Source organism: Pseudomonas reidholzensis, from assembly GCF_900536025.1.
Lineage (GTDB): Bacteria > Pseudomonadota > Gammaproteobacteria > Pseudomonadales > Pseudomonadaceae > Aquipseudomonas > Aquipseudomonas reidholzensis.
This window is the reverse complement of sequence record NZ_UNOZ01000013.1, coordinates 768,774-787,196: the sequence shown is the minus strand read 5'-3', so window position 1 is coordinate 787,196 and position 18,423 is coordinate 768,774. Positions and strand designations below refer to the sequence as shown.

The window sequence follows — 18,423 nt, the reverse complement described above, 5'->3', positions numbered from 1 at the left end:
GTGAATACCGCACTGACTGCCACCTACGCCCTGACTGTCCTGCTGCTGATCGCCACGCCTGGCCCGGTGGTGGCGCTGATCGTCAACACCGCTGCGGCTTCCGGCTCGCGAAAGGCCCTGTTCACCGCGATCGGCACCAACTGGGCGTCGCTGGTGCTGATCGGCGCCGCGGCCTGGATCATCATGACCAGCGCGGCCATCGACAAGCTCTGGCTGAACGGCATGAGCCTGCTCGGCTGCCTGTTCATCGGCTACATCGCCGTGGCCACCCTGCGCGAGGCATTGCAGGCGCCCGCCGCCGCCGCGCCCGACGCGCCCCTGGCCGAGCCTGGCAAACCCGGTCGCGGCGGTTTGCTGCAAGGCTTCATGGTGGGGATTTCCAACCCCAAGGACATCATCTTCTTCATCTCCTTCTTCCCGCAGTTCATCCAGATCACCGAGTCGTTCGAGAAGAGCATGGTGGTGCTGTCGCTGCTGTGGATCGCCATCGACTTCGCCGTGCTCAGCCTCTACATCTTCGCCATCGGCCGGATTGCCTCGCAGCGCAGCAGCCGCCTGATCAGCCTGGCCTCCGGCGTCGCCTTGCTGCTGATCGCGGCGGTCGGGCTGCTCTACAACCTCAAGGAACTGGCGGCCTGACCGGCGCAGCCTGCCTCCCGTGCCCGAACAAGGAATGCCCATGAGACCGATCGACAGTGCAGCGCACGGCCAGGGCAACGTCCACCCCCTGCACCAGGACTACCAGCGCTTCCTGCAACTGGGCGAGCGCAGGCACGCGCCTGGCTCGCACCTGCACGAACGCGGCTACCGCTCGGCCACCCTCAATACCGACGCCCTGGGGTTGCGCTACAGCCACTGCGCGGGCAAGCGCCATTCGCCGGCCGAGCGCGGCAGCGCGCCACGGATCAACCTGCTGGTGGGCGGTTCGACGGCATTGGGCATTGGCGCCAGCGGCGATGAACACACGGTGGCCTCGTACTTGTCGATGATCACCGGCGAGGTCTGGCTGAACCTGGCCGGGTGCGGCCTGGATGCCACCCAGGAGCTGCTGCTGTTCCTGACCCACCAGCACCGCTTCGGCAAGATCGGCCACGTGGTGGTGCTGAGCGGCTTGAACACGCTGGCCCGGGAGGCACTGGGTGAAGTGCTCGCGGCGGGCTATGCACCGCCGCAGAACGCGAGCTACCTGGCCTACCTCAACAGCTTCAATGAAGGGGTCCAGGTGGCTGCGCCGGCGCAGCGCGAACCCCTCTGGCAACGGCTTGGCCAGGCGTTGCTGCCGCGCCCTGCCAGCCCGCCCGCCAACTGGTCGCTGGCTGCGCCGGACAAACGCCTGGTGCGCGCCGCCGACAGCATCGCCCGCACCTTGCGGCAGTGGGAGCGGCTGCTGGCCGACAGCCATGCCACCCTCACCTTCATCCTCCAGCCGCTGTTGCCGTGGTGCCGAGACAGCCTGCCGAGCGCCGAGCAGGCCATGCTCACCGCCCTGCAACAGCAACCGAGCAACTTCGACCGGCTGCTGGCGGATGTGGTCGACAGCCAGCAGCACCAGGCGTTCTTCAGGCGGATCAAGAGCGAAGCCGAAACTGTGCCCTGCTATGACATGAACAGCATGCTCAGCAGCTCACCGGTATTTGCCGAGTCGCTGTTTGTTGATCGCTTGCATTTCAATGACTTGGGCAACAATGCGCTGGCCAAGGTGATCACCGCGAAACTGGGCCTGGCGCAGGACAAATACGCCCAGCGCAAGGTGACGCCGATCAAGCTCGTCTGATAAACGCAGGTGTGGTCTTTCGGCATGGGCCTGTGGGTGGCTAGAATACGCTGTCGTCGCTCTGATCTGCCCGAGGCACATGCGTATCCGCAATGAACATCGAAGCCACCCGCCCGCAGGCCGCCTGCGAGGCTCTGCCGTGAGTCGCGCTGCTGCGCTGTCGCCCTTGCTCCTGGCGCTGGCGCCGCTGGCCGCACACGCGCTGGAGATCCAGATCGACCCGCATGCCGACCTGCTCTACCGCCAGGCGCTGCCTTTGCTCGAGCAGGCCGACAGCCTGGACGACAGCAGCAGCCCGCTGCGGCCGGTGGTCGACAGCGACCCTGAACTCAGCCGCCAGGGCAAGGCCATGGCCCACACCCTGCCGACCGCGGTGGCGCTGCTGAAAAAATCGGTGGCCCTCGGTCATCCGGTGGCGCAATACCGGCTGGCCTTGTACTACATGACCTTCTTGCCGGCCGCGCAGATTCCGGAGGCCGCCTGCCCGCTGCTCGAGGCCAGCCTCAAACAGGGCTTTGCGCCACCCGCACCGGCGATTTCCACCTGGTGCCCGCCGTACAACGCCAGCCCCGCCTACCGCGATGACATGGAGGCGATCCCGAGCATGGCCACCCTGTATGCGGCCTACTACCCGCAACCGGCGGTGCGCCTGGCCTGCAACCGCAGCCAGCCGCAGGGGCTGGAAATGCAGTGGGGGCGCCAGCGTGACTACCAGGCCGAGGTGTACCGCTTGCTGGGCGATCTCGACCCGCAGCACCGACGCTCGTTGCTGCAAAAGGCCGTGGAGATCAATGGCTGCGCCGCTGCCCAGCAGCGCTTGACCAGCCAGCGCTGAACACAGCTGCGCTGCCCGCGATGCGGGCAGCGCAGGCGCCAAACCAGCAAGATCGTTCAAGCCAGCCACCCCCCGCCTCTGCCATGCTGCTCTGCCCTGTCGACCCTTGCAGCCACCATGTCCAGCAGCCCGCCCATCGCCCGTACCGCCTTTCTCCACGGCGCTCTCGCCATCCTGCCGTTGTCCCTGGCCGTTGCCCCGTGGGGGCTGCTGGCCGGCTCCATGGCGATCGAAGCCAACCTCAGCCCCTGGCAAGGCCAGGGCCTGTCGGCGATCGTCTTTGCCGGCGCCGCCCAACTGGTGGCGATCGGCATGCTCAAGGGCGGCGCCAGCCTGCTGTCGATCCTCCTCACCACCCTGCTGCTGACCTCGCAGCACCTGCTCTACGGCTTGTCCATGCGCCCCGTGCTGTCTGGCCAGCCACTGCGCTGGCGGTTGGGCCTGGGCTTCCTGCTGACCGACGAGTTCTTTGCCCTGACCAGCCACTACGACCCGCAACAGTTCAACCGCTGGTACGCGCTGGGCGTAGGCCTGACGTTCTATGTCGCCTGGAACCTGTTCACCCTGGCCGGCATCGTGCTCGGCCAGAACATTCCTCACCTCGACCAGCTGGGGCTGGATTTTTCCATCGTCGCGACCTTTGTCGCGCTGATCGCGCCCGTGGTGCGCAACCTGCCGACGGTGGTCTGCGTGGCGGTCTCGCTGGGCTGTTCAGTGCTGTTCAGCTACTGGCAGTGGGAAACCGCCCTGGTCGCCGCCGGCCTGCTGGGCATGGCGGCGGGCTTCGCCTGCCAGAAACTCGCGGGAGCACGCGCATGATCTGGCTGCTGATCGTCGCCATGGGCGTGGTGGTGTTCCTCAACCGCTATGCCTTTCTCGAACCGCGCCTGCCGCTGCGCCTGAGTTCCAACGCGCGGCAGTTTCTCGGCTTTGCCGTGCCCGGCATGCTCACGGCGATCTGCGGGCCGATCATCTTCCTGCCGGGGCACCAGCTCGACCTCAGCCTGGGCAATCCCTACCTGCTCGGCTCGCTGGTGGCCATCGCCCTGGTGCTGTTGACCCGCAGCGTGTTGCTGAGCATGCTGGTGAGCATGTTGATCTTCTTCCTGCTGCGCAGCTGGCTGGCATGAGCACGCCCCTGCGCGAACGCACCCACCTCTGGCAGGCGCCGGCACTTGGCGACGTGGAGATGCTGCACGCGCGCTATTACCAGCAGCGCTTCGCCCCGCATGTGCATGAGGGGTACGTGTTCACCGTGATCGAATCGGGCGCGCAGCGCTTCTGGCATCGCGGCAGCGAACACCTGGCGCCGGTCGGCAGCATGGTCCTGATCAACCCCGACGAGTTGCACACCGGCGCCACCGCGCATGAGGCGGGCTGGGGCTATCGCGGCTTCTACCCGGAACACGCGCGGGTCACCGGCGTGCTCGACGAGCTGGAACTGGGCCGCCATGGCCTGCCGCACTTCCAGCAGAGCGTGATTCACGACCCAGGCCTGGCCGCGGCCTTCAGCCAGCTGCATCAGCTGTCCGAAGCCGGCGCCAGCGCCCTCGAACAGCAGACCGCCTGGCGCCACGCCGTGCTGGCGTTGGTGCAGCGTCACGGCCACGGTGCCGAGGCCCGCGCTCCGGGCAATGAGCCTGTGGCCGTGGCGCGCGCGCGCGAGTTGCTGGAGAGCCAGCTGGCCGACCCACCCTCGCTGGAGGTGCTGGCAGCGGCGGTCAACCTGTCGCCGTTCCATTTTGCCCGGGTGTTCCGCCAGGCCACAGGCCTGCCGCCACACGCCTGGCTCAAGCAACGACGCCTGGCGCGGGCCAGGGAGTTGTTGAAGCGCGGCATGGGCGCCGCCGAGGTGGCGTTTGCCCTGGGCTTTGCTGATCAGAGCCACTTGAACCGGCAGTTCAAGCAGGCCTACGGGGTGACGCCGGGGGCCTATCGCAGTGCCTGCCTGCCCCTCCCGGGCAACCGCCACGTGCGCTAGGCGCTGCTACACTGACAGGGTTGAACGGAGGATCCTGTCATGTCCGCAAAAGAGCTCAACACCCTTCTGACGCTGATGAACCAGCGCCAAACCCGCTTGACCAGTGCGTGCAAGGAAATCGCCGAATGGATCGACCGGCAGGGCGATGTGCCCGCAGCCGGCAAGATTCGCGACAGCCTGAAAGCCATCGAGGCTGAAGAAGCGCAAGTGCGCAAGACCCTGACGTCGCTGACCATCGATCGCCCTCTGCCGCGCTTTCGCGGCTGATTTCACCGGCGCTCGACGGCACAAGGCCGCGTCGGCAGAGGACTGTGCAGTCCCTGCCGACGCGGCCTTGTGCGTACAGCTCAGCGCTGGCTGTCAGTGCATGTGAGCGTGGTCATGCCCTGCACCGGCTTCGGCCGTCAGCGGCTTGACCGGCGCCTGCACCTCGAGGGTCTGCTTGACGCCCTTGGCGTCTTCGATGGTCAGGGTCAGCGGCACCTGGGTGCCCTCCTTGACCTGATCGTGCAGCCCCATGAGCATGACGTGCAGGCCATTCGGATCCAGGCTCACCGGCTTGCCCGCCGGCAACTCGACCGCGTTGACCTCACGCATGCCCATGACGTCGCCGTTCATGGTCATTTCATGCACCTGGACGGTCTTGGCCACCGGCGAGGCAACGCCGACCAGCTTGCTGTCGGTGCTCGCGGTCAGCACCATGAAGGCACCCGTGGCCTGCTGGTGCGGCACGCTGGCGCGCACCCAGGCGTCGCTCACGGTGGTGTCGGCCAGGGCCGGCAGGGCCATGCCCAGCAGGGCCACGGCGGCCAGGCCGCGCTTGAGCGGTTGCAACGAAATTGCCATTAGCAGATCTCCATCAGGGTGAGCAGGTCCTCTGTGCATTCCTTGGCGTTCAAGGAGTGCCCCAGGCTCAGGCGCAGGGTGCTGCGCGAGTCGTAGACGTAACTGGTGGACGAGTGCGAGATGGTGTAGGTATCACCCGCGGGCACCTTCTCGTAGAACACCTTGAACTCCTTGGCCACCGCGGCGATTTCCTCGGGGGTGCCGGTCAGCGCGGTGAACGAGGGGTCGAACGCCTTGACGTAGGCGTCGAGCACTTCGGGGGTGTCGCGCTGGGGGTCCAGGGTGATGAACACCACCTGCAGGAAGCCGGCATCGCGGCCCATCAGCTTCTTGATCTGCGCCGCACGCGCCAGGGTGGTCGGGCAGACCGCCGGGCACTGGGTGAAACCGAAGAAGATCATCGGCATCGTGCCGTAGAAGCTCGACAGGGTACGCACGTTGCCTTGCGTGTCCTTGAGGCGGAAAGAACGCCCGAGGATCTCGTTGCTCATGTTCTTGCCGTACTTGAAATCAAGCCCGCGGGCCGGGTTGCAACCTGCCAGCAAGCCAAGACCGAGTACGCCCATCCCGGCGACAACCGCGCGCCGGGTCAACAGATCATTCATGGAACCATCCTTTACAGGAAAGGTGCCAGCCCCTGGGCAGGGCCGGTCAAAAAATCCGGGGCATTCTGGCACGACACCTGATGGTGTTCTACCCGACGAAGCGGGTGATGGGGCTGCAGGCCTTGAATTCCGCGGCTGCGACCTGTTGTCGCGGGGGTTGAATCAGTAACAGATTGTTGCTAGACGCGGGCCTCATCGCGGGCAAGCCCGCTCCTACAGGTAGGAGCGGGCTTGCCCGCGATGAGGCCGAATCGAACCCTACTCTGTTAGTAGTAGGCGTTCTCTTTCTGGGTATGGTCAGTCACGTCACGCACGCCCTTGAGCTCTGGAATGCGCTCGAGCAAGGTCCGCTCGATGCCGTCCTTCAAGGTCACGTCGGCCTGGCCACAGCCCTGGCAGCCGCCACCGAACTGCAGCACGGCAATGCCGTCTTCGACCACGTCGACCAGGCTCACCTGACCGCCATGGCTAGCCAGTCCGGGGTTGATCTCGGTCTGCAGGTAGTAGTTGATCCGCTCGTTGACCGGGCTGTCTTCGTTGACCATCGGCACTTTGGCGTTCGGCGCCTTGATGGTCAGCTGGCCACCCATGCGGTCGGTGGCGTAGTCGACCAGCGCGTCGTCCAGAAACGGCTCGCTGACCGCATCGATGTACGCGGTAAAGCTCTTCAGACCGAGGGCAGTGTCCTCGGGCTTCTCTTCGCCCGGCTTGCAATAGGCAATGCACGTCTCTGCGTACTGGGTGCCTGGCTGGGTGATGAAAACACGGATGCCGATACCCGGGGTGTTCTGCTTGGAGAGCAGATCGGCCAGGTAATCATGGGCGGCGTCGGTAATGGTTATAGCGCTCATGGAAGTTCCTCACAGACTTGCCGGCAAGTGTACGCCAACCCAGGCCCTGAACAAAGTCCTAGCATTTGACTCGGGAAAGCGCCAGCGGCGCTTCCTGCGCCGAACGTGCGGCGAACCAGGCCTGCATGCGCTGGTACAGGCCGCGTTCCAGCCACTGGTAGCTGAGCCACGACATAAGTCCAATGGACGGCACGCAGAAGGCGAACACCAGGTACGGGTTGAGGTTGAAGCGCTGGCTGACGAACCAGCCGGCATACAGCACCAGCACGTGGATCAGGTACACCGAATACGAGCAGTCGCCGAGCGACTTGAGCAGTTGGTTGCCGCGGAAATACGGCTCCAGCGAAATGAACGCGAGCACCACCAGCGCACTCGGCAGCCCCCAGTGCAGCAGGCGCTGCGAGGCGTCCAGGTGATACAGGGCAAAGCCCGCCAGGCCCAGCAGCGCCAGCGGCAGCCACAGCCCTTCGCGCACCAGGCCGCGGTGGTACAGCACGCCCAGGCCGATGCCCAGCAGGAACTCGTAGATGATGTCGTTGTTGTAGAAGCGGCTGAGCAGCCCGAGCCGGCCCAGCACCTCGCTGACCAGCAGCAATGCGGCGGTCACCAGCAGCAGGTGGTGGCGCTGACGCACCAGGAAGGCCAGGCCGAACAGCAGGTAGAAGAACATCTCGAAGTTGAGTGTCCAGCCGACGTTCAGCGTCGGGTACAGACCATAGCCACCGGGGTTTTCCGCCGGGATGAACAACAACGACAGCAGCAGGTGCTGCCAGTCGAACACCTGGTGCGGCATCCAGCGGCTGGCCGCCAACAGCAGCAGCGCCATCAGCACGGTGTAGAACCAGTACGCGGGGATGATCCGCAGTGCGCGGTTGAGCAGGAACTGGCTGGGGACGATGTCTTTGTCGCGGGTCGACAGGTAGATCACCAGCCCGCTGATGACGAAGAAGATATCCACCCCGACCGCGCCGCGATCGGCGAGCAGTTGGCCGACCGGGCCGGTGGCGTGGAAGTCGAAGAAAATCTGCATGAAGTGGTGGCAGACCACCACCCAGGCGGCGAACGCCCGAAGTGCCTGAAGCGAATACAGCATGCAATGCCCTGCTTGTCCTGGTGCATTCAGGCCCCGGCGACACACCGCGATGGCGATAGCCGGGACCACTCAGTCAGTCGGACCGCAGGATGCCAGGAAAGATCAGGTGATCTTCCCGGCGGTCATCTCAGAGGTTCTCGTAGCGGTTCATGTCGAGCACGCCGGCCTCCAGCGGATCGGTCTCCTGGATAAAGCTCGTCAGGTCATGGAAGTAGCGCCAGAACTCCGGGTGGCTGCGGCGCACGCCCCAGCGCATGACGATGCGCTCGAACTTCGCCGGGTCATCCCGCGCCGCCTCCATGTCCTCGACCCACTCCGGCACATCGCTGGCCGGGATGTTGAAGATGAAGTTGGGGTAACTGCTGAGCACGCCCGGGTACAGGGTCAGGGTGTCCAGCCCCGGCTGGTAGCGGTAGGCCTCGCCGGTGAGGAACGCGACGTTGCTGTGCGCGCGGTTGCGCAGCAGGCTGTAGACCTGACGTTGGCCGCCCTGCCCTTCGATGCGCAGCATCGTCGCCTCGGGCAGCTGGCCGATCACCTTCAAGCCGGCCGCAGGACGCGAGACCAGGCGGCTGAGGCTCTGCTCGACATCGCGGAACTGGGCGCTCATCTGCGGCCGCGAGCAGTAGGCGCCGCGGCAGCGGTTGATCGGGTCGGGCGTGGCATTCAGGCTGGCAGTGCGCTGCAGCAGCTTCAAGCCGAAGTCGCGCTTGGGGTCGCGCTCGTCCAGCGTGAGCCCGCTCGGGGTATCGGTGTCGATGTCTTCGTAGTCGAGCCACATCTTCACCTTGCCGCTGTTCTGGTACCAGTCGCTGAGGATCTCACCGCGCTGGTCGGCGGGCATCAGCCGGAGGAAGTTGACCTCGGCACCATTGCGGATCAGGTCGAAGTACAGGCGCGTCTGCAACTGGTGCGAGACGTTGCCGAACACATCGAAGTTGACCGCCAGCTGGTAGTAGGTGCGCTCCAGCAAGGGGTAGTCGAACAGCCAGGTGGTCAGCGGTACATCGCCGATCAGGCCCTTGCTCACCGTGGCGCTGTCGAAGTGGCGGAAGATGCTCAGCAAGGCATTGTCATTGCCCGCCCACAGGCTCGACCAGCTCGGCGCCGGCATCTCGGCATAGGCCTCGCGGCGCAGCTTCTCGTAGGCGTTGCGCTTGTCGCGGTAGGCGTGCCACAGGCTCAGCACGCTGCCGACGTCGTCGATCTGCCCCGGCATCGCCAGCAACGGCGTGGCCGCGCCGCGGTAGGTGGCGTCGGTGACGTAGCGGTCATGGGCCGGTTCCTGGAACAGCGCCCAGAAGTTGTCGCGGATCACATCGGTGGCGATCTGCCCACGGCACACCGGGCCACGGATGAAGGTGCGCACGAAGTACTCGGCGTTATCCAGCATGAACTGGTAACGGGCCACTGCCGGGATCGCCTCGAAGGTCTCGAACGGGTTGGCCCGGTGGCGTGGGCCGTAGCCGGGCAGCGAGGTGGCATGCCAGTCGCCGCTGTAGAACAGCTGCTTGACCCGCTTGAGCTTCTGCGGCCCCATCGGGTAGGTGATGTGGGTCTTGTGGACGATCACGCCCTGCACCGGCATCAGCCGGTAATAGAAGTCGGTGCCCGGCGGGTCGTTGGGCCGGCGCGTGGCGATCAGGTCGACCGGCTGGCCGCTTGGCGTGCGCGAGCGCACCCACTGGAAGAAGTGCCCCGGCTCACCGCCGACGAAGTGGACATGGGCCAGGAACAGGTGCTCGTACAACCAGCGGCCGATCAGCGCTTCGCTGGAGCCGGGGCGGTTGAGCAGCGCTTCCCATTCGGCGATCTGCTGCGCTTCGGCCGTGCTCGGCTGCAGCGGCTGCACCTCGACCGGGGCACCAGCCGCCAGCCAGCGCTGCAGGGTCTGGTATTCCAGGTCGGTGAGGCCGGTGACCGCCAGCGGCATGCCCTCCTTGGGATGGGCGCCGGCATAGGCGTCGAACTCGTGCGGCAGCGGGCACATGTTGTTGCGGTTGAGCCCCAGCACGATGTCATCCGGCAGCTTGGCATTGGGCGTCAGCGGGGTCTTGTGGCCGAGTTCGAGCATGCGCGCCATCAGGGCCGCCTGGCTGCCCTGGCCGTCGAGCACCGAATAGAAGCCCTGCTTGCGCCAGGCCTGCTCGCTGTGGGCATCGTAGAACAGCCGCGTGGTAGGCACTGCCTTGCTACGGTCGCCCTGGTACACCGGCACCTTGGAGGCGCCGCGCTGGGCGCCCTCGGCGCTGCCCAGGTTGAGCTGGCAGGCCGCGTCGTTGCAGGCGTGGCAGGCCACGCACTTGGCGGTAAAGATCGGCTGGATGTCCCGCGTGTAGGAAATGGCCGGGCTCGATTGCGCGGCTTGCCCCAGTGCCATGCCACTGATCATCAGGGCAAGGGTGCCGGCCATGGCAAGTAAACAGCGATGCAGCATGTGCAGAATGTCCTGGATTGAAGGGTTGCCATCACGGTTGACTACCGGGTCGCGGGGTGCGTGAACATGAGAGAAATTCATGCAAAAGCTGGGCATGCCTAAAATCCGCGCAGCTTTGCTATTATTCCGCACCTTCTGTTATTCGCCCGACCAGGTAGTCCTATGTCCGACCGTAGCGCTCGTCTCCAAGCACTCCAGCACGCACTCAAGGAGCGCATACTGATCCTCGACGGTGGCATGGGCACTATGATCCAAAGTTACCGCCTCGAGGAACACGACTATCGTGGCACGCGCTTTGCCGATTGGCCAAGCGACATCAAAGGCAACAACGACCTGTTGCTGCTGACCCAGCCGGATATCATCGCCGCCATCGAGAAGGCCTACCTGGACGCTGGCGCCGACATCCTCGAGACCAACACCTTCAACGCCACGCAGATTTCCCAGGCCGACTACGGCATGGAGGCACTGGCCTACGAGATGAACCTCGAGGGCGCGCGCGTCGCCCGCCGGGTGGCCGACGCCAAGACCCTGGAGACGCCAGACAAGCCGCGCTTCGTCGCCGGCGTGCTCGGGCCGACCAGCCGCACCTGCTCGATTTCGCCCGACGTCAACGACCCCGGCTACCGCAACGTCACCTTCGACGAGCTGGTGGAAAACTACATCGAGTCGACCCGCGGCCTGATCGCCGGCGGCGCCGACCTGATCCTGATCGAGACGATCTTCGACACCTTGAACGCCAAGGCGGCGATCTTTGCCGTGCAGCAAGTGTTCGAGGACGACGGCGTCGAGTTGCCGATCATGATTTCCGGGACCATCACCGACGCCTCCGGGCGGACGCTGTCCGGGCAGACCACCGAAGCGTTCTGGAACTCGGTGCGCCACGCCAACCCGATCTCCGTCGGCCTCAACTGCGCGCTGGGCGCCAAGGACCTGCGCCCGTACCTCGAAGAGCTGTCGACCAAGGCCGACACGCACGTCTCGGCGCACCCCAACGCCGGCCTGCCGAACGCCTTTGGTGAATACGACGAGACCCCGGCAGAAATGGCCGAAGTGGTCGAAGAGTTCGCCGCCAGCGGCTTCCTCAATATCATCGGCGGTTGCTGTGGCACCACCCCGGGGCACATCCAGGCGATTGCCGAGGCCGTGGCCAAGTACAAACCGCGCGAGATCCCCGAGATCGCCAAGGCCTGTCGCCTGTCGGGCCTGGAACCGTTCACCATCGATCGCCAGTCGCTGTTCGTCAACGTCGGCGAGCGGACCAACATCACCGGCTCCGCCAAGTTCGCCCGGCTGATCCGCGAAGAGAACTACACCGAAGCGCTGGAAGTCGCCCTGCAGCAGGTCGAGGCCGGCGCCCAGGTGATCGACATCAACATGGACGAAGGGATGCTCGACTCCCAGGCCGCCATGGTCCGCTTCCTCAACCTGATCGCTGGCGAGCCGGACATCTCCCGCGTGCCGATCATGATCGACTCCTCCAAGTGGGAAGTGATCGAGGCGGGCCTCAAGTGCATCCAGGGCAAGGGCATCGTCAACTCGATCTCGATGAAGGAAGGCGTCGAAGCCTTCAAGCATCACGCCCGCCTGTGCAAGCGCTATGGCGCCGCGGTGGTGGTGATGGCGTTCGACGAGGTCGGCCAGGCCGACACCGCCGCGCGCAAGCGCGAGATCTGCAAACGCAGCTACGACATCCTGGTCAACGAAGTCGGCTTCCCGGCCGAAGACATCATCTTCGACCCGAACATCTTCGCCGTCGCCACCGGCATCGAAGAGCACAACAACTATGCCGTGGACTTCATCGAAGCCTGCGCCTACATCCGCGATCACCTGCCGCACGCACTGACCTCGGGCGGCGTGTCCAACGTGTCGTTCTCGTTCCGCGGCAACAACCCGGTGCGTGAAGCGATCCACTCGGTGTTCCTGTACCACGCGATCCAGAACGGCCTGACCATGGGTATCGTCAACGCCGGCCAGCTGGAGATCTACGACGAGATCCCGCCGGCCCTGCGTGAGCGGGTCGAGGACGTGGTGCTCAACCGCACCCCGGAAGGCACCGACGCCCTGCTGGCGATCGCCGATGACTACAAGGGTGGCGGCGCCGTCAAGGAAGTGGAAAACGAAGAGTGGCGCTCGCTGCCGGTCGGCAAGCGTCTCGAACATGCGCTGGTCAAAGGCATCACCGCCTTTATCGTCGAAGACACCGAGGAGTGCCGCCAGCAGGCCGCGCGCCCGATCGAGGTCATCGAAGGGCCGCTGATGAGCGGCATGAACGTGGTCGGCGACCTGTTCGGCGCGGGCAAGATGTTCCTGCCCCAGGTGGTCAAGTCGGCCCGCGTGATGAAGCAGGCGGTGGCGCACCTGATCCCGTTCATCGAAGCCGAGAAAGGCGACAAGCCGGAGGCCAAGGGCAAGATCCTCATGGCCACGGTCAAGGGCGACGTGCACGACATCGGCAAGAACATCGTCGGCGTGGTGCTGGGCTGTAACGGCTACGACATCGTCGACATGGGCGTGATGGTGCCGGCCGAGAAGATCCTGCAGACCGCCCGCGAGCAGAAGTGCGACATCATCGGTCTGTCTGGCCTGATCACCCCGTCGCTCGACGAGATGGTCCACGTCGCCCGTGAAATGCAGCGCCAGGGCTTCCACCTGCCGCTGATGATCGGTGGCGCGACCACCTCCAAGGCGCACACCGCGGTCAAGATCGAGCCCAAGTACTCCAACGATGCGGTGATCTACGTGACCGACGCCTCGCGCGCGGTGGGCGTGGCCACCCAGCTGCTGTCCAAGGAGCTGAAGCCCGGCTTCGTCGAGAAGACCCGCCTGGAATACGTCGACGTCCGTGAGCGCACGGCCAACCGCAGCGCCCGCACCGAGCGCCTGAGCTATGCCAAGTCGATTGCCGCCAAGCCGCAATACGACTGGGCCAACTACACCCCGGCGGTGCCCTCCTTCACCGGCGTCAAGGTGCTGGACAACATCGACCTGCGGGTCCTGGCCGAATACATCGACTGGACGCCGTTCTTCATTTCCTGGGACCTGGCCGGCAAGTTCCCGCGCATCCTCACCGACGAAGTGGTCGGCGAGGCGGCCACGGCGTTGTACCAGGATGCCCGCGAGATGCTCGACAAACTGATCGACGAGCAGCTGATCAGCGCCCGTGCGGTGTTCGGCTTCTGGCCGGCCAACCAGGTCGAGGATGACGACATCGAGGTGTATGGCGACGACGGCCAGCCGCTGGCCACCCTGCACCACCTGCGCCAGCAGACGATCAAGCCCGATGGCAAGCCGAACCTGTCGCTGGCCGACTTCGTCGCGCCCAAGGGCAGCGGCGTCACCGACTACGTGGGTGGCTTCATCACCACCGCCGGCATCGGTGCCGAGGAAGTGGCCAAGGCGTACCAGGACAAGGGCGACGACTACAGCTCGATCATGGTCAAGGCGCTGGCCGACCGGTTGGCCGAGGCCTGCGCCGAGTGGCTCCACGCGCAAGTGCGTAAAGAGCACTGGGGCTATGCCCGCGACGAGCAGCTGGACAACGACGCGCTGATCAAGGAGCAGTACAGCGGGATCCGTCCGGCGCCAGGCTACCCGGCCTGCCCGGACCACACCGAGAAGGAAACCCTGTTCCGCCTGCTCGATGGCACGGCGATCGGCGAGACCGGCCAGAGCGGCGTGTTCCTCACCGAGCACTTCGCCATGTTCCCGGCGGCGGCGGTCAGCGGCTGGTACTTCGCCCATCCGCAGGCGCAGTACTTTGCCGTGGGCAAGGTCGACAAGGACCAGGTCGAGCGTTACAGCGCCCGTAAAGGGCAGGACCTGAACGTCACCGAGCGTTGGCTGGCGCCGAACCTCGGCTACGACAACTGAGTGGAATTGGGGCCGCGTTGCGCGGCCCATCGCGGGCAAGTCGGATCGCCGCACCGCCGCTCCTACAGGTTCCGCGCGAACGCGGTAGGAGCTGGCTTGCCTGCGATGGGCTGCAAAGCAGCCCCAAAACCTGAAGGTCTACACTGTCCCTGATTGCCTCTGAACCTTTTCAGGAGCCCCTCATGGACGACCCCAGCGAAGGCAAACCGCCGACCTTCTGGCAAATGCTGCACAGCATCCTCGCCGCGGCCTTGGGCGTGCAGAGCGGCAAGAACCGCGCGCGCGACTTCAACCATGGCAAGGCCAGCCACTTCATCGCCCTGGGCGCGCTGTTCACCCTGATCTTCATCTTCGTGCTGATCGGCCTGGTGCAGCTGGCCGTGCACCTCACTGCCCGCTGAAACGCACGCCGCCCATGGAAGTCCCCTTCCACGGGCGGCTCAGGTTTCATTCACGGTCTGAATTTTTTAATGCGTTACTGGTGGCTGACCCAATACACGGCGGTGACTACGACCAGCACGATCAGGCACAGGATCGCCCAGGCATCGACACTGCTGTCAGGCTTGCGGAGCTTGGTGGAATTACCCATTGCATTGCCTCTTGTAGTGATTATGGGAATGCACTTCACCACCAGCAGTTAAGTCCAGCAATGCCCTTCCCTCAAGCAGGGTCTTTCAATAGTCGACCGGTGACGTCAGAAACGGGTATCGGTAATCGGCTGCGCGCCCCTCGGCACTGTAACGCTTGAAGTCGATGCCATAGCCGCCCTTCGGCTGCAGCTTGAGCCAGCGCCGTGCCATGGCCGGGTCGACCGACTTCAGCACCGGCAGGCTGTACTCGCTGCGACCGTCCGGGTTGATCGGCAAGCCCCGGGCATCGTCGCGGAGCATCACCATGGCCCACCCCGCAACCGTGAAGTGACCGCCCATCAACACCCCCAGGCGCCCCTCGATGCGCGCACGCAGCGCCTCGGGTGAGCTGTTGACCGCGCTGAAAATGGCATCGACACCGGGCTTGCGCCCGGCCTCCTCGAACGCCTGCATGGCGCCAAAGGCCATTTCGTCGTTGGCCGACCAGACCAGCTGCACCTGCGGGTAGCGCTCCAGCAGCAGCTGCGCCTGCTCATACGCGCGCTCGCGACTCCAGCCGCCGTACACCACCTGGCGCAAACGCACCTGCGGCAGATCGGCAAGCGCGCGGCGCATGCCGTTTTCGCGCAGCTGCGAGGACGGCGTGATCCTGACCCCGGCAAACGCCACCAGGTCGACCGGCTCGTTCGAGCGTGGCAGCAAGGCGGCCATCTCGCGCAGCATGCGGTAACCGGCCTCCTCGTCGTTGGCGGTCAGGGTGCCCAGCACGGGCGCGTACTTGCCGGGTTGCGCCTGGATACTGCTGGTCTGCGCCGGAGTCAGGCCGTTGTTGACCATGAACAGCTTGACCCCCTTGCCCCGCGACAGGCGGATGATCTCGGGGGCCACGTACTGCTCGTTGACCAGCACCAGGTAGTCTGGCCGCTGCGGGCCGTCGAGCACCGCACGCGCCTGACGCAGGGCGCGTTCGGCGCTGCGCTCGCTGTACTCGACGCGCAAGTCCAGGCCCAGGTCCGTTGCCGCCGCCTGCATGACCCGCGAATAGTTGGCCCAGAAGTTTTCGCTGGCCGAGCCCGGGTTGAGAAACACCACCGACGCCGCCTGCGCACCGGCAACCAGCGACAGGCTCAGGCACAAGCCCTGGCCCAGGGTTCGCAACAGCACGTTGAGCATCGAGTCGATCTCGCCAAGGCAAACCACCGAGTATAACCGCACGCCCCATAAGGCGAATAAATGCCAGTCAGTCTCACTTAGTCCATTTGGTTCTTTTCATATGCAAAAACATCACTTTAGCGCATAAATACAACCTGATATCGTTCCCCGGCTCCGAACGGGAGTGCGCGGCCGTGCGCGCGATTAGCTGCATGCAGCCTGAGACAGGACTTTTATGTACGTATACGACGAGTACGATCAGCGGATCATCGAGGACCGCGTCAAGCAGTTCCGTGATCAGACCCGCCGCTACCTGGCCGGTGAGCTGAGCGAAGAAGAATTCCGCCCTCTGCGCCTGCAGAACGGCCTTTATATCCAACGTTTCGCACCGATGCTGCGCGTCGCCGTGCCTTACGGCCAGCTCAACTCGACTCAGGTCCGCCTGCTGGCGAAGATCGCCCGCGACTACGACAAGGGTTACGCGCACATCAGTACCCGCCAGAACGTGCAGTACAACTGGCCGGCGCTGGAAGACATCCCAGAGATTCTGGCTGAACTGGCCACCGTGCAGATGCACGCGATCCAGACCAGCGGCAACTGCCTGCGCAACACCACCACCGACCAGTTCGCCGGCGTCGCCGCCGATGAGCTGATCGACCCGCGCCCGTGGTGCGAGATCGTCCGCCAGTGGACCACCTTCCACCCGGAATTCGCCTACCTGCCGCGCAAGTTCAAGATCGCCATCAACGGCTCCGAGCAAGACCGCGCCGCCATCGAAGTGCACGATATCGGCCTCGAGCCGGTGCGCAACGAAGCCGGCGAACTGGGCTTCCGGGTGCTGGTCGGTGGTGGCCTGGGGCGTACCCCGGTGGTCGGCGCGTTCATCAACGAGTTCCTGCCGTGGCAGGACCTGATCAGCTACCTCGACGCCATCCTGCGCGTGTACAACCGTTACGGTCGCCGTGACAACAAGTACAAGGCGCGGATCAAGATCCTGGTCAAGGCCCTGACCCCGCAAGTGTTCGCCGAGAAGGTCGAGGCCGAGATGGCCCACCTGCGTGGCGGCAACACGACCCTGACCGAAGCGGAAATCGAGCGTGTCTCGCGCCACTTCGTCGACCCGGCCTACCTGGCCCTGGACAACGTCGACTACACCGAGCTGGACCAGGAATTCCCCGGTTTCGCCCGCTGGCGTTCGCGCAACACCCGCGCCCACAAGCGCCCTGGGTATGTGGCCGTGACCCTGTCGCTGAAGCCCACCGGTGTCGCCCCTGGCGACCTCACCGACAAGCAGCTGGACGCCGTCGCCGACCTCGCCGACCGCTACAGCTTCGGCTTCCTGCGGACCTCGCACGAGCAGAACATCATCCTCGCCGACATCGAGCAGCGTCAGTTGCACGCGCTGTGGCAGGAACTGCGCGACCAAGGCTTCGCCACGCCGAACATCGGCCTGCTGACCGACATCATCTGCTGCCCGGGTGGCGATTACTGCTCGCTGGCCAACGCCAAGTCGATCCCGATCGCCGAGTCCATCCAGCGCCGCTTCGATGACCTCGACTACCTGTTCGACATCGGCGAGCTGGACCTGAACATCTCCGGCTGCATGAACGCCTGTGGTCACCACCACGTCGGCCACATCGGCATCCTGGGTGTCGACAAGAAGGGTGAGGAGTTCTACCAGGTCTCGTTGGGCGGCAACGCCGCGCGCGACGCCAGCCTGGGCAAGATCCTCGGCCCGTCGTTCGCCTATGAGCAAATGGCCGATGTGATCGAGAAGCTGATCAACGTCTACGTTGAAAAACGTACCGAGGACGAGCGGTTCATCGACACCTACCAGCGTATCGGCATCGACCCCTTCAAGGAGCGCGTCTATGCAGCGAATCATTAAGAACAACCAGCTCGTCGACGAAACCTGGCACCTGCTGCCCAAGGAAGTCACCCTTGACGAGCTGAGCAACTGCGACGACTACATCGTGCCGCTGCACCTGTGGCGCGAGCACGCCCACGCCCTCAAGGCCCGCGACGGCGGCCTCGGGGTGTGGCTGGACAGCGACGAAGAAGCCGAAGAAATCGGTGACGACGTCGGCCACTTCCAGGTCATCGCCCTGAACTTCCCGGCCTTCACCGACGGGCGCAACTACTCCAATGCGCGCCTGCTGCGTGACCGCTACCAGTTCAAGGGTGAACTGCGCGCGATCGGCGACATCCTCCGCGACCAGCTGTTCTACCTGGCCCGTTGCGGTTTCGATGCCTTCGCCATCCGCGCCGACAAAGACCCGGCCGACGCCCTCGAAGGCCTCAAGGACTTCTCGGTGACCTACCAGGCCGCCACTGACGAACCGCTGCCGCTGTTCCGTCGTCGCTGACCCCAGGTTGCACCGGGCCGCCC

Annotated in this window: 17 protein-coding genes; 11 read left to right on the top strand and 6 right to left on the bottom strand. The window is 65.0% G+C overall.

Annotated features, from left to right (window positions below; all coding sequences use genetic code 11):
• The 7 genes from CCOS865_RS11855 (at nucleotide 1) to CCOS865_RS11825 (ending at nucleotide 4,857) form a co-directional block, all read left to right on the top strand.
• Entirely contained in the window at nucleotides 1–639 is a 639-nt protein-coding gene (locus CCOS865_RS11855) for a LysE family translocator (protein ID WP_119140903.1), read from the top strand.
• A 40-nt stretch (nucleotides 640–679) separates the two neighbouring features.
• Nucleotides 680–1,774, top strand: a complete 1,095-nt coding sequence (locus tag CCOS865_RS11850) for a hypothetical protein (RefSeq protein ID WP_119140902.1) — start codon at nucleotides 680–682, stop codon at nucleotides 1,772–1,774.
• Nucleotides 1,775–1,913: 139 nt separating this feature from the next.
• Nucleotides 1,914–2,609 (top strand): sel1 repeat family protein, encoded by a 696-nt coding sequence (locus tag CCOS865_RS11845; protein WP_119140901.1) that lies wholly within the window; start codon nucleotides 1,914–1,916, stop codon nucleotides 2,607–2,609.
• Between the two features lie 117 nt (nucleotides 2,610–2,726).
• Nucleotides 2,727–3,428 (top strand): AzlC family ABC transporter permease, encoded by a 702-nt coding sequence (locus CCOS865_RS11840; RefSeq protein ID WP_119140900.1) that lies wholly within the window; start codon nucleotides 2,727–2,729, stop codon nucleotides 3,426–3,428.
• A complete protein-coding gene (locus CCOS865_RS11835; protein WP_119140899.1) occupies nucleotides 3,425–3,739 on the top strand; it encodes an AzlD domain-containing protein in 315 nt (104 codons plus the stop codon). The genes CCOS865_RS11840 and CCOS865_RS11835 overlap by 4 nt, the downstream gene beginning before the upstream one ends.
• Complete coding sequence (locus CCOS865_RS11830) at nucleotides 3,736–4,590, top strand: AraC family transcriptional regulator (RefSeq protein WP_119140898.1); 855 nt, start codon at nucleotides 3,736–3,738, stop codon at nucleotides 4,588–4,590. The genes CCOS865_RS11835 and CCOS865_RS11830 overlap by 4 nt, the downstream gene beginning before the upstream one ends.
• A gap of 39 nt (nucleotides 4,591–4,629) precedes the next feature.
• A complete protein-coding gene (locus CCOS865_RS11825) occupies nucleotides 4,630–4,857 on the top strand; it encodes a hypothetical protein (protein ID WP_119140897.1) in 228 nt (75 codons plus the stop codon).
• A gap of 93 nt (nucleotides 4,858–4,950) precedes the next feature.
• Here CCOS865_RS11825 and CCOS865_RS11820 read toward each other — a convergent pair whose 3' ends face one another.
• The 5 genes from CCOS865_RS11820 to CCOS865_RS11800 all read right to left on the bottom strand — a co-directional run bounded on the left by CCOS865_RS11820 (nucleotide 4,951) and on the right by CCOS865_RS11800 (nucleotide 10,398).
• On the bottom strand, nucleotides 4,951–5,430 hold the full coding sequence (locus tag CCOS865_RS11820) for a copper chaperone PCu(A)C (RefSeq protein ID WP_119141010.1): 480 nt from the start codon (nucleotides 5,428–5,430) through the stop codon (nucleotides 4,951–4,953).
• A 5-nt stretch (nucleotides 5,431–5,435) separates the two neighbouring features.
• Nucleotides 5,436–6,041 (bottom strand): SCO family protein, encoded by a 606-nt coding sequence (locus CCOS865_RS11815; RefSeq protein WP_119140896.1) that lies wholly within the window; start codon nucleotides 6,039–6,041, stop codon nucleotides 5,436–5,438.
• A gap of 266 nt (nucleotides 6,042–6,307) precedes the next feature.
• The gene (nfuA, locus tag CCOS865_RS11810) at nucleotides 6,308–6,892 is read right to left on the bottom strand and encodes a Fe-S biogenesis protein NfuA (protein WP_119140895.1); all 585 of its coding nucleotides are present in this window, start codon (nucleotides 6,890–6,892) and stop codon (nucleotides 6,308–6,310) included.
• A gap of 58 nt (nucleotides 6,893–6,950) precedes the next feature.
• A complete protein-coding gene (locus tag CCOS865_RS11805; protein ID WP_119140894.1) occupies nucleotides 6,951–7,985 on the bottom strand; it encodes an acyltransferase family protein in 1,035 nt (344 codons plus the stop codon).
• Between the two features lie 127 nt (nucleotides 7,986–8,112).
• Entirely contained in the window at nucleotides 8,113–10,398 is a 2,286-nt protein-coding gene (locus tag CCOS865_RS11800; protein WP_415842638.1) for a fatty acid cis/trans isomerase, read from the bottom strand.
• A gap of 186 nt (nucleotides 10,399–10,584) precedes the next feature.
• Between CCOS865_RS11800 and metH the strand changes: the two genes are divergently transcribed.
• Nucleotides 10,585–14,292, top strand: a complete 3,708-nt coding sequence (gene metH / locus CCOS865_RS11795) for a methionine synthase (RefSeq protein ID WP_119140892.1) — start codon at nucleotides 10,585–10,587, stop codon at nucleotides 14,290–14,292.
• A 182-nt stretch (nucleotides 14,293–14,474) separates the two neighbouring features.
• Nucleotides 14,475–14,693: a DUF2970 domain-containing protein gene (locus CCOS865_RS11790; RefSeq protein WP_119140891.1), complete on the top strand. Its 219-nt coding sequence runs from the start codon at nucleotides 14,475–14,477 to the stop codon at nucleotides 14,691–14,693.
• A gap of 273 nt (nucleotides 14,694–14,966) precedes the next feature.
• Here CCOS865_RS11790 and CCOS865_RS11785 read toward each other — a convergent pair whose 3' ends face one another.
• Entirely contained in the window at nucleotides 14,967–16,043 is a 1,077-nt protein-coding gene (locus CCOS865_RS11785) for an ABC transporter substrate-binding protein (RefSeq protein WP_119141009.1), read from the bottom strand.
• Between the two features lie 226 nt (nucleotides 16,044–16,269).
• On the opposite strand from CCOS865_RS11785, the gene CCOS865_RS11780 reads away from it, so the two are divergent.
• Nucleotides 16,270–17,922 carry a nitrite/sulfite reductase gene (locus CCOS865_RS11780; protein ID WP_119140890.1) on the top strand — a complete coding sequence of 551 codons (1,653 nt, stop codon included), beginning with the start codon at nucleotides 16,270–16,272 and terminating at the stop codon, nucleotides 17,920–17,922.
• Nucleotides 17,906–18,400 carry a DUF934 domain-containing protein gene (locus CCOS865_RS11775; RefSeq protein ID WP_119140889.1) on the top strand — a complete coding sequence of 165 codons (495 nt, stop codon included), beginning with the start codon at nucleotides 17,906–17,908 and terminating at the stop codon, nucleotides 18,398–18,400. The genes CCOS865_RS11780 and CCOS865_RS11775 overlap by 17 nt, the downstream gene beginning before the upstream one ends.
• Nucleotides 18,401–18,423: the final 23 nt, after the last annotated feature.

What these genes read in the sequence shown, in the direction of transcription:
- CCOS865_RS11850 (WP_119140902.1), top strand. Translation starts at nt 680, where the DNA reads ATGAGACCGATCGACAGTGCAGCGCACGGCCAGGGCAACGTCCACCCC.
- CCOS865_RS11780 (WP_119140890.1), top strand. Translation starts at nt 16,270, where the DNA reads ATGTACGTATACGACGAGTACGATCAGCGGATCATCGAGGACCGCGTC.
- CCOS865_RS11805 (WP_119140894.1), bottom strand. Translation starts at nt 7,985, where the DNA reads ATGCTGTATTCGCTTCAGGCACTTCGGGCGTTCGCCGCCTGGGTGGTG.
- CCOS865_RS11840 (WP_119140900.1), top strand. Translation starts at nt 2,727, where the DNA reads ATGTCCAGCAGCCCGCCCATCGCCCGTACCGCCTTTCTCCACGGCGCT.
- CCOS865_RS11775 (WP_119140889.1), top strand. Translation starts at nt 17,906, where the DNA reads ATGCAGCGAATCATTAAGAACAACCAGCTCGTCGACGAAACCTGGCAC.
- CCOS865_RS11790 (WP_119140891.1), top strand. Translation starts at nt 14,475, where the DNA reads ATGGACGACCCCAGCGAAGGCAAACCGCCGACCTTCTGGCAAATGCTG.
- metH (WP_119140892.1), top strand. Translation starts at nt 10,585, where the DNA reads ATGTCCGACCGTAGCGCTCGTCTCCAAGCACTCCAGCACGCACTCAAG.
- CCOS865_RS11800 (WP_415842638.1), bottom strand. Translation starts at nt 10,398, where the DNA reads ATGGCCGGCACCCTTGCCCTGATGATCAGTGGCATGGCACTGGGGCAA.
- CCOS865_RS11825 (WP_119140897.1), top strand. Translation starts at nt 4,630, where the DNA reads ATGTCCGCAAAAGAGCTCAACACCCTTCTGACGCTGATGAACCAGCGC.
- CCOS865_RS11830 (WP_119140898.1), top strand. Translation starts at nt 3,736, where the DNA reads ATGAGCACGCCCCTGCGCGAACGCACCCACCTCTGGCAGGCGCCGGCA.
- nfuA (WP_119140895.1), bottom strand. Translation starts at nt 6,892, where the DNA reads ATGAGCGCTATAACCATTACCGACGCCGCCCATGATTACCTGGCCGAT.
- CCOS865_RS11835 (WP_119140899.1), top strand. Translation starts at nt 3,425, where the DNA reads ATGATCTGGCTGCTGATCGTCGCCATGGGCGTGGTGGTGTTCCTCAAC.
- CCOS865_RS11815 (WP_119140896.1), bottom strand. Translation starts at nt 6,041, where the DNA reads ATGAATGATCTGTTGACCCGGCGCGCGGTTGTCGCCGGGATGGGCGTA.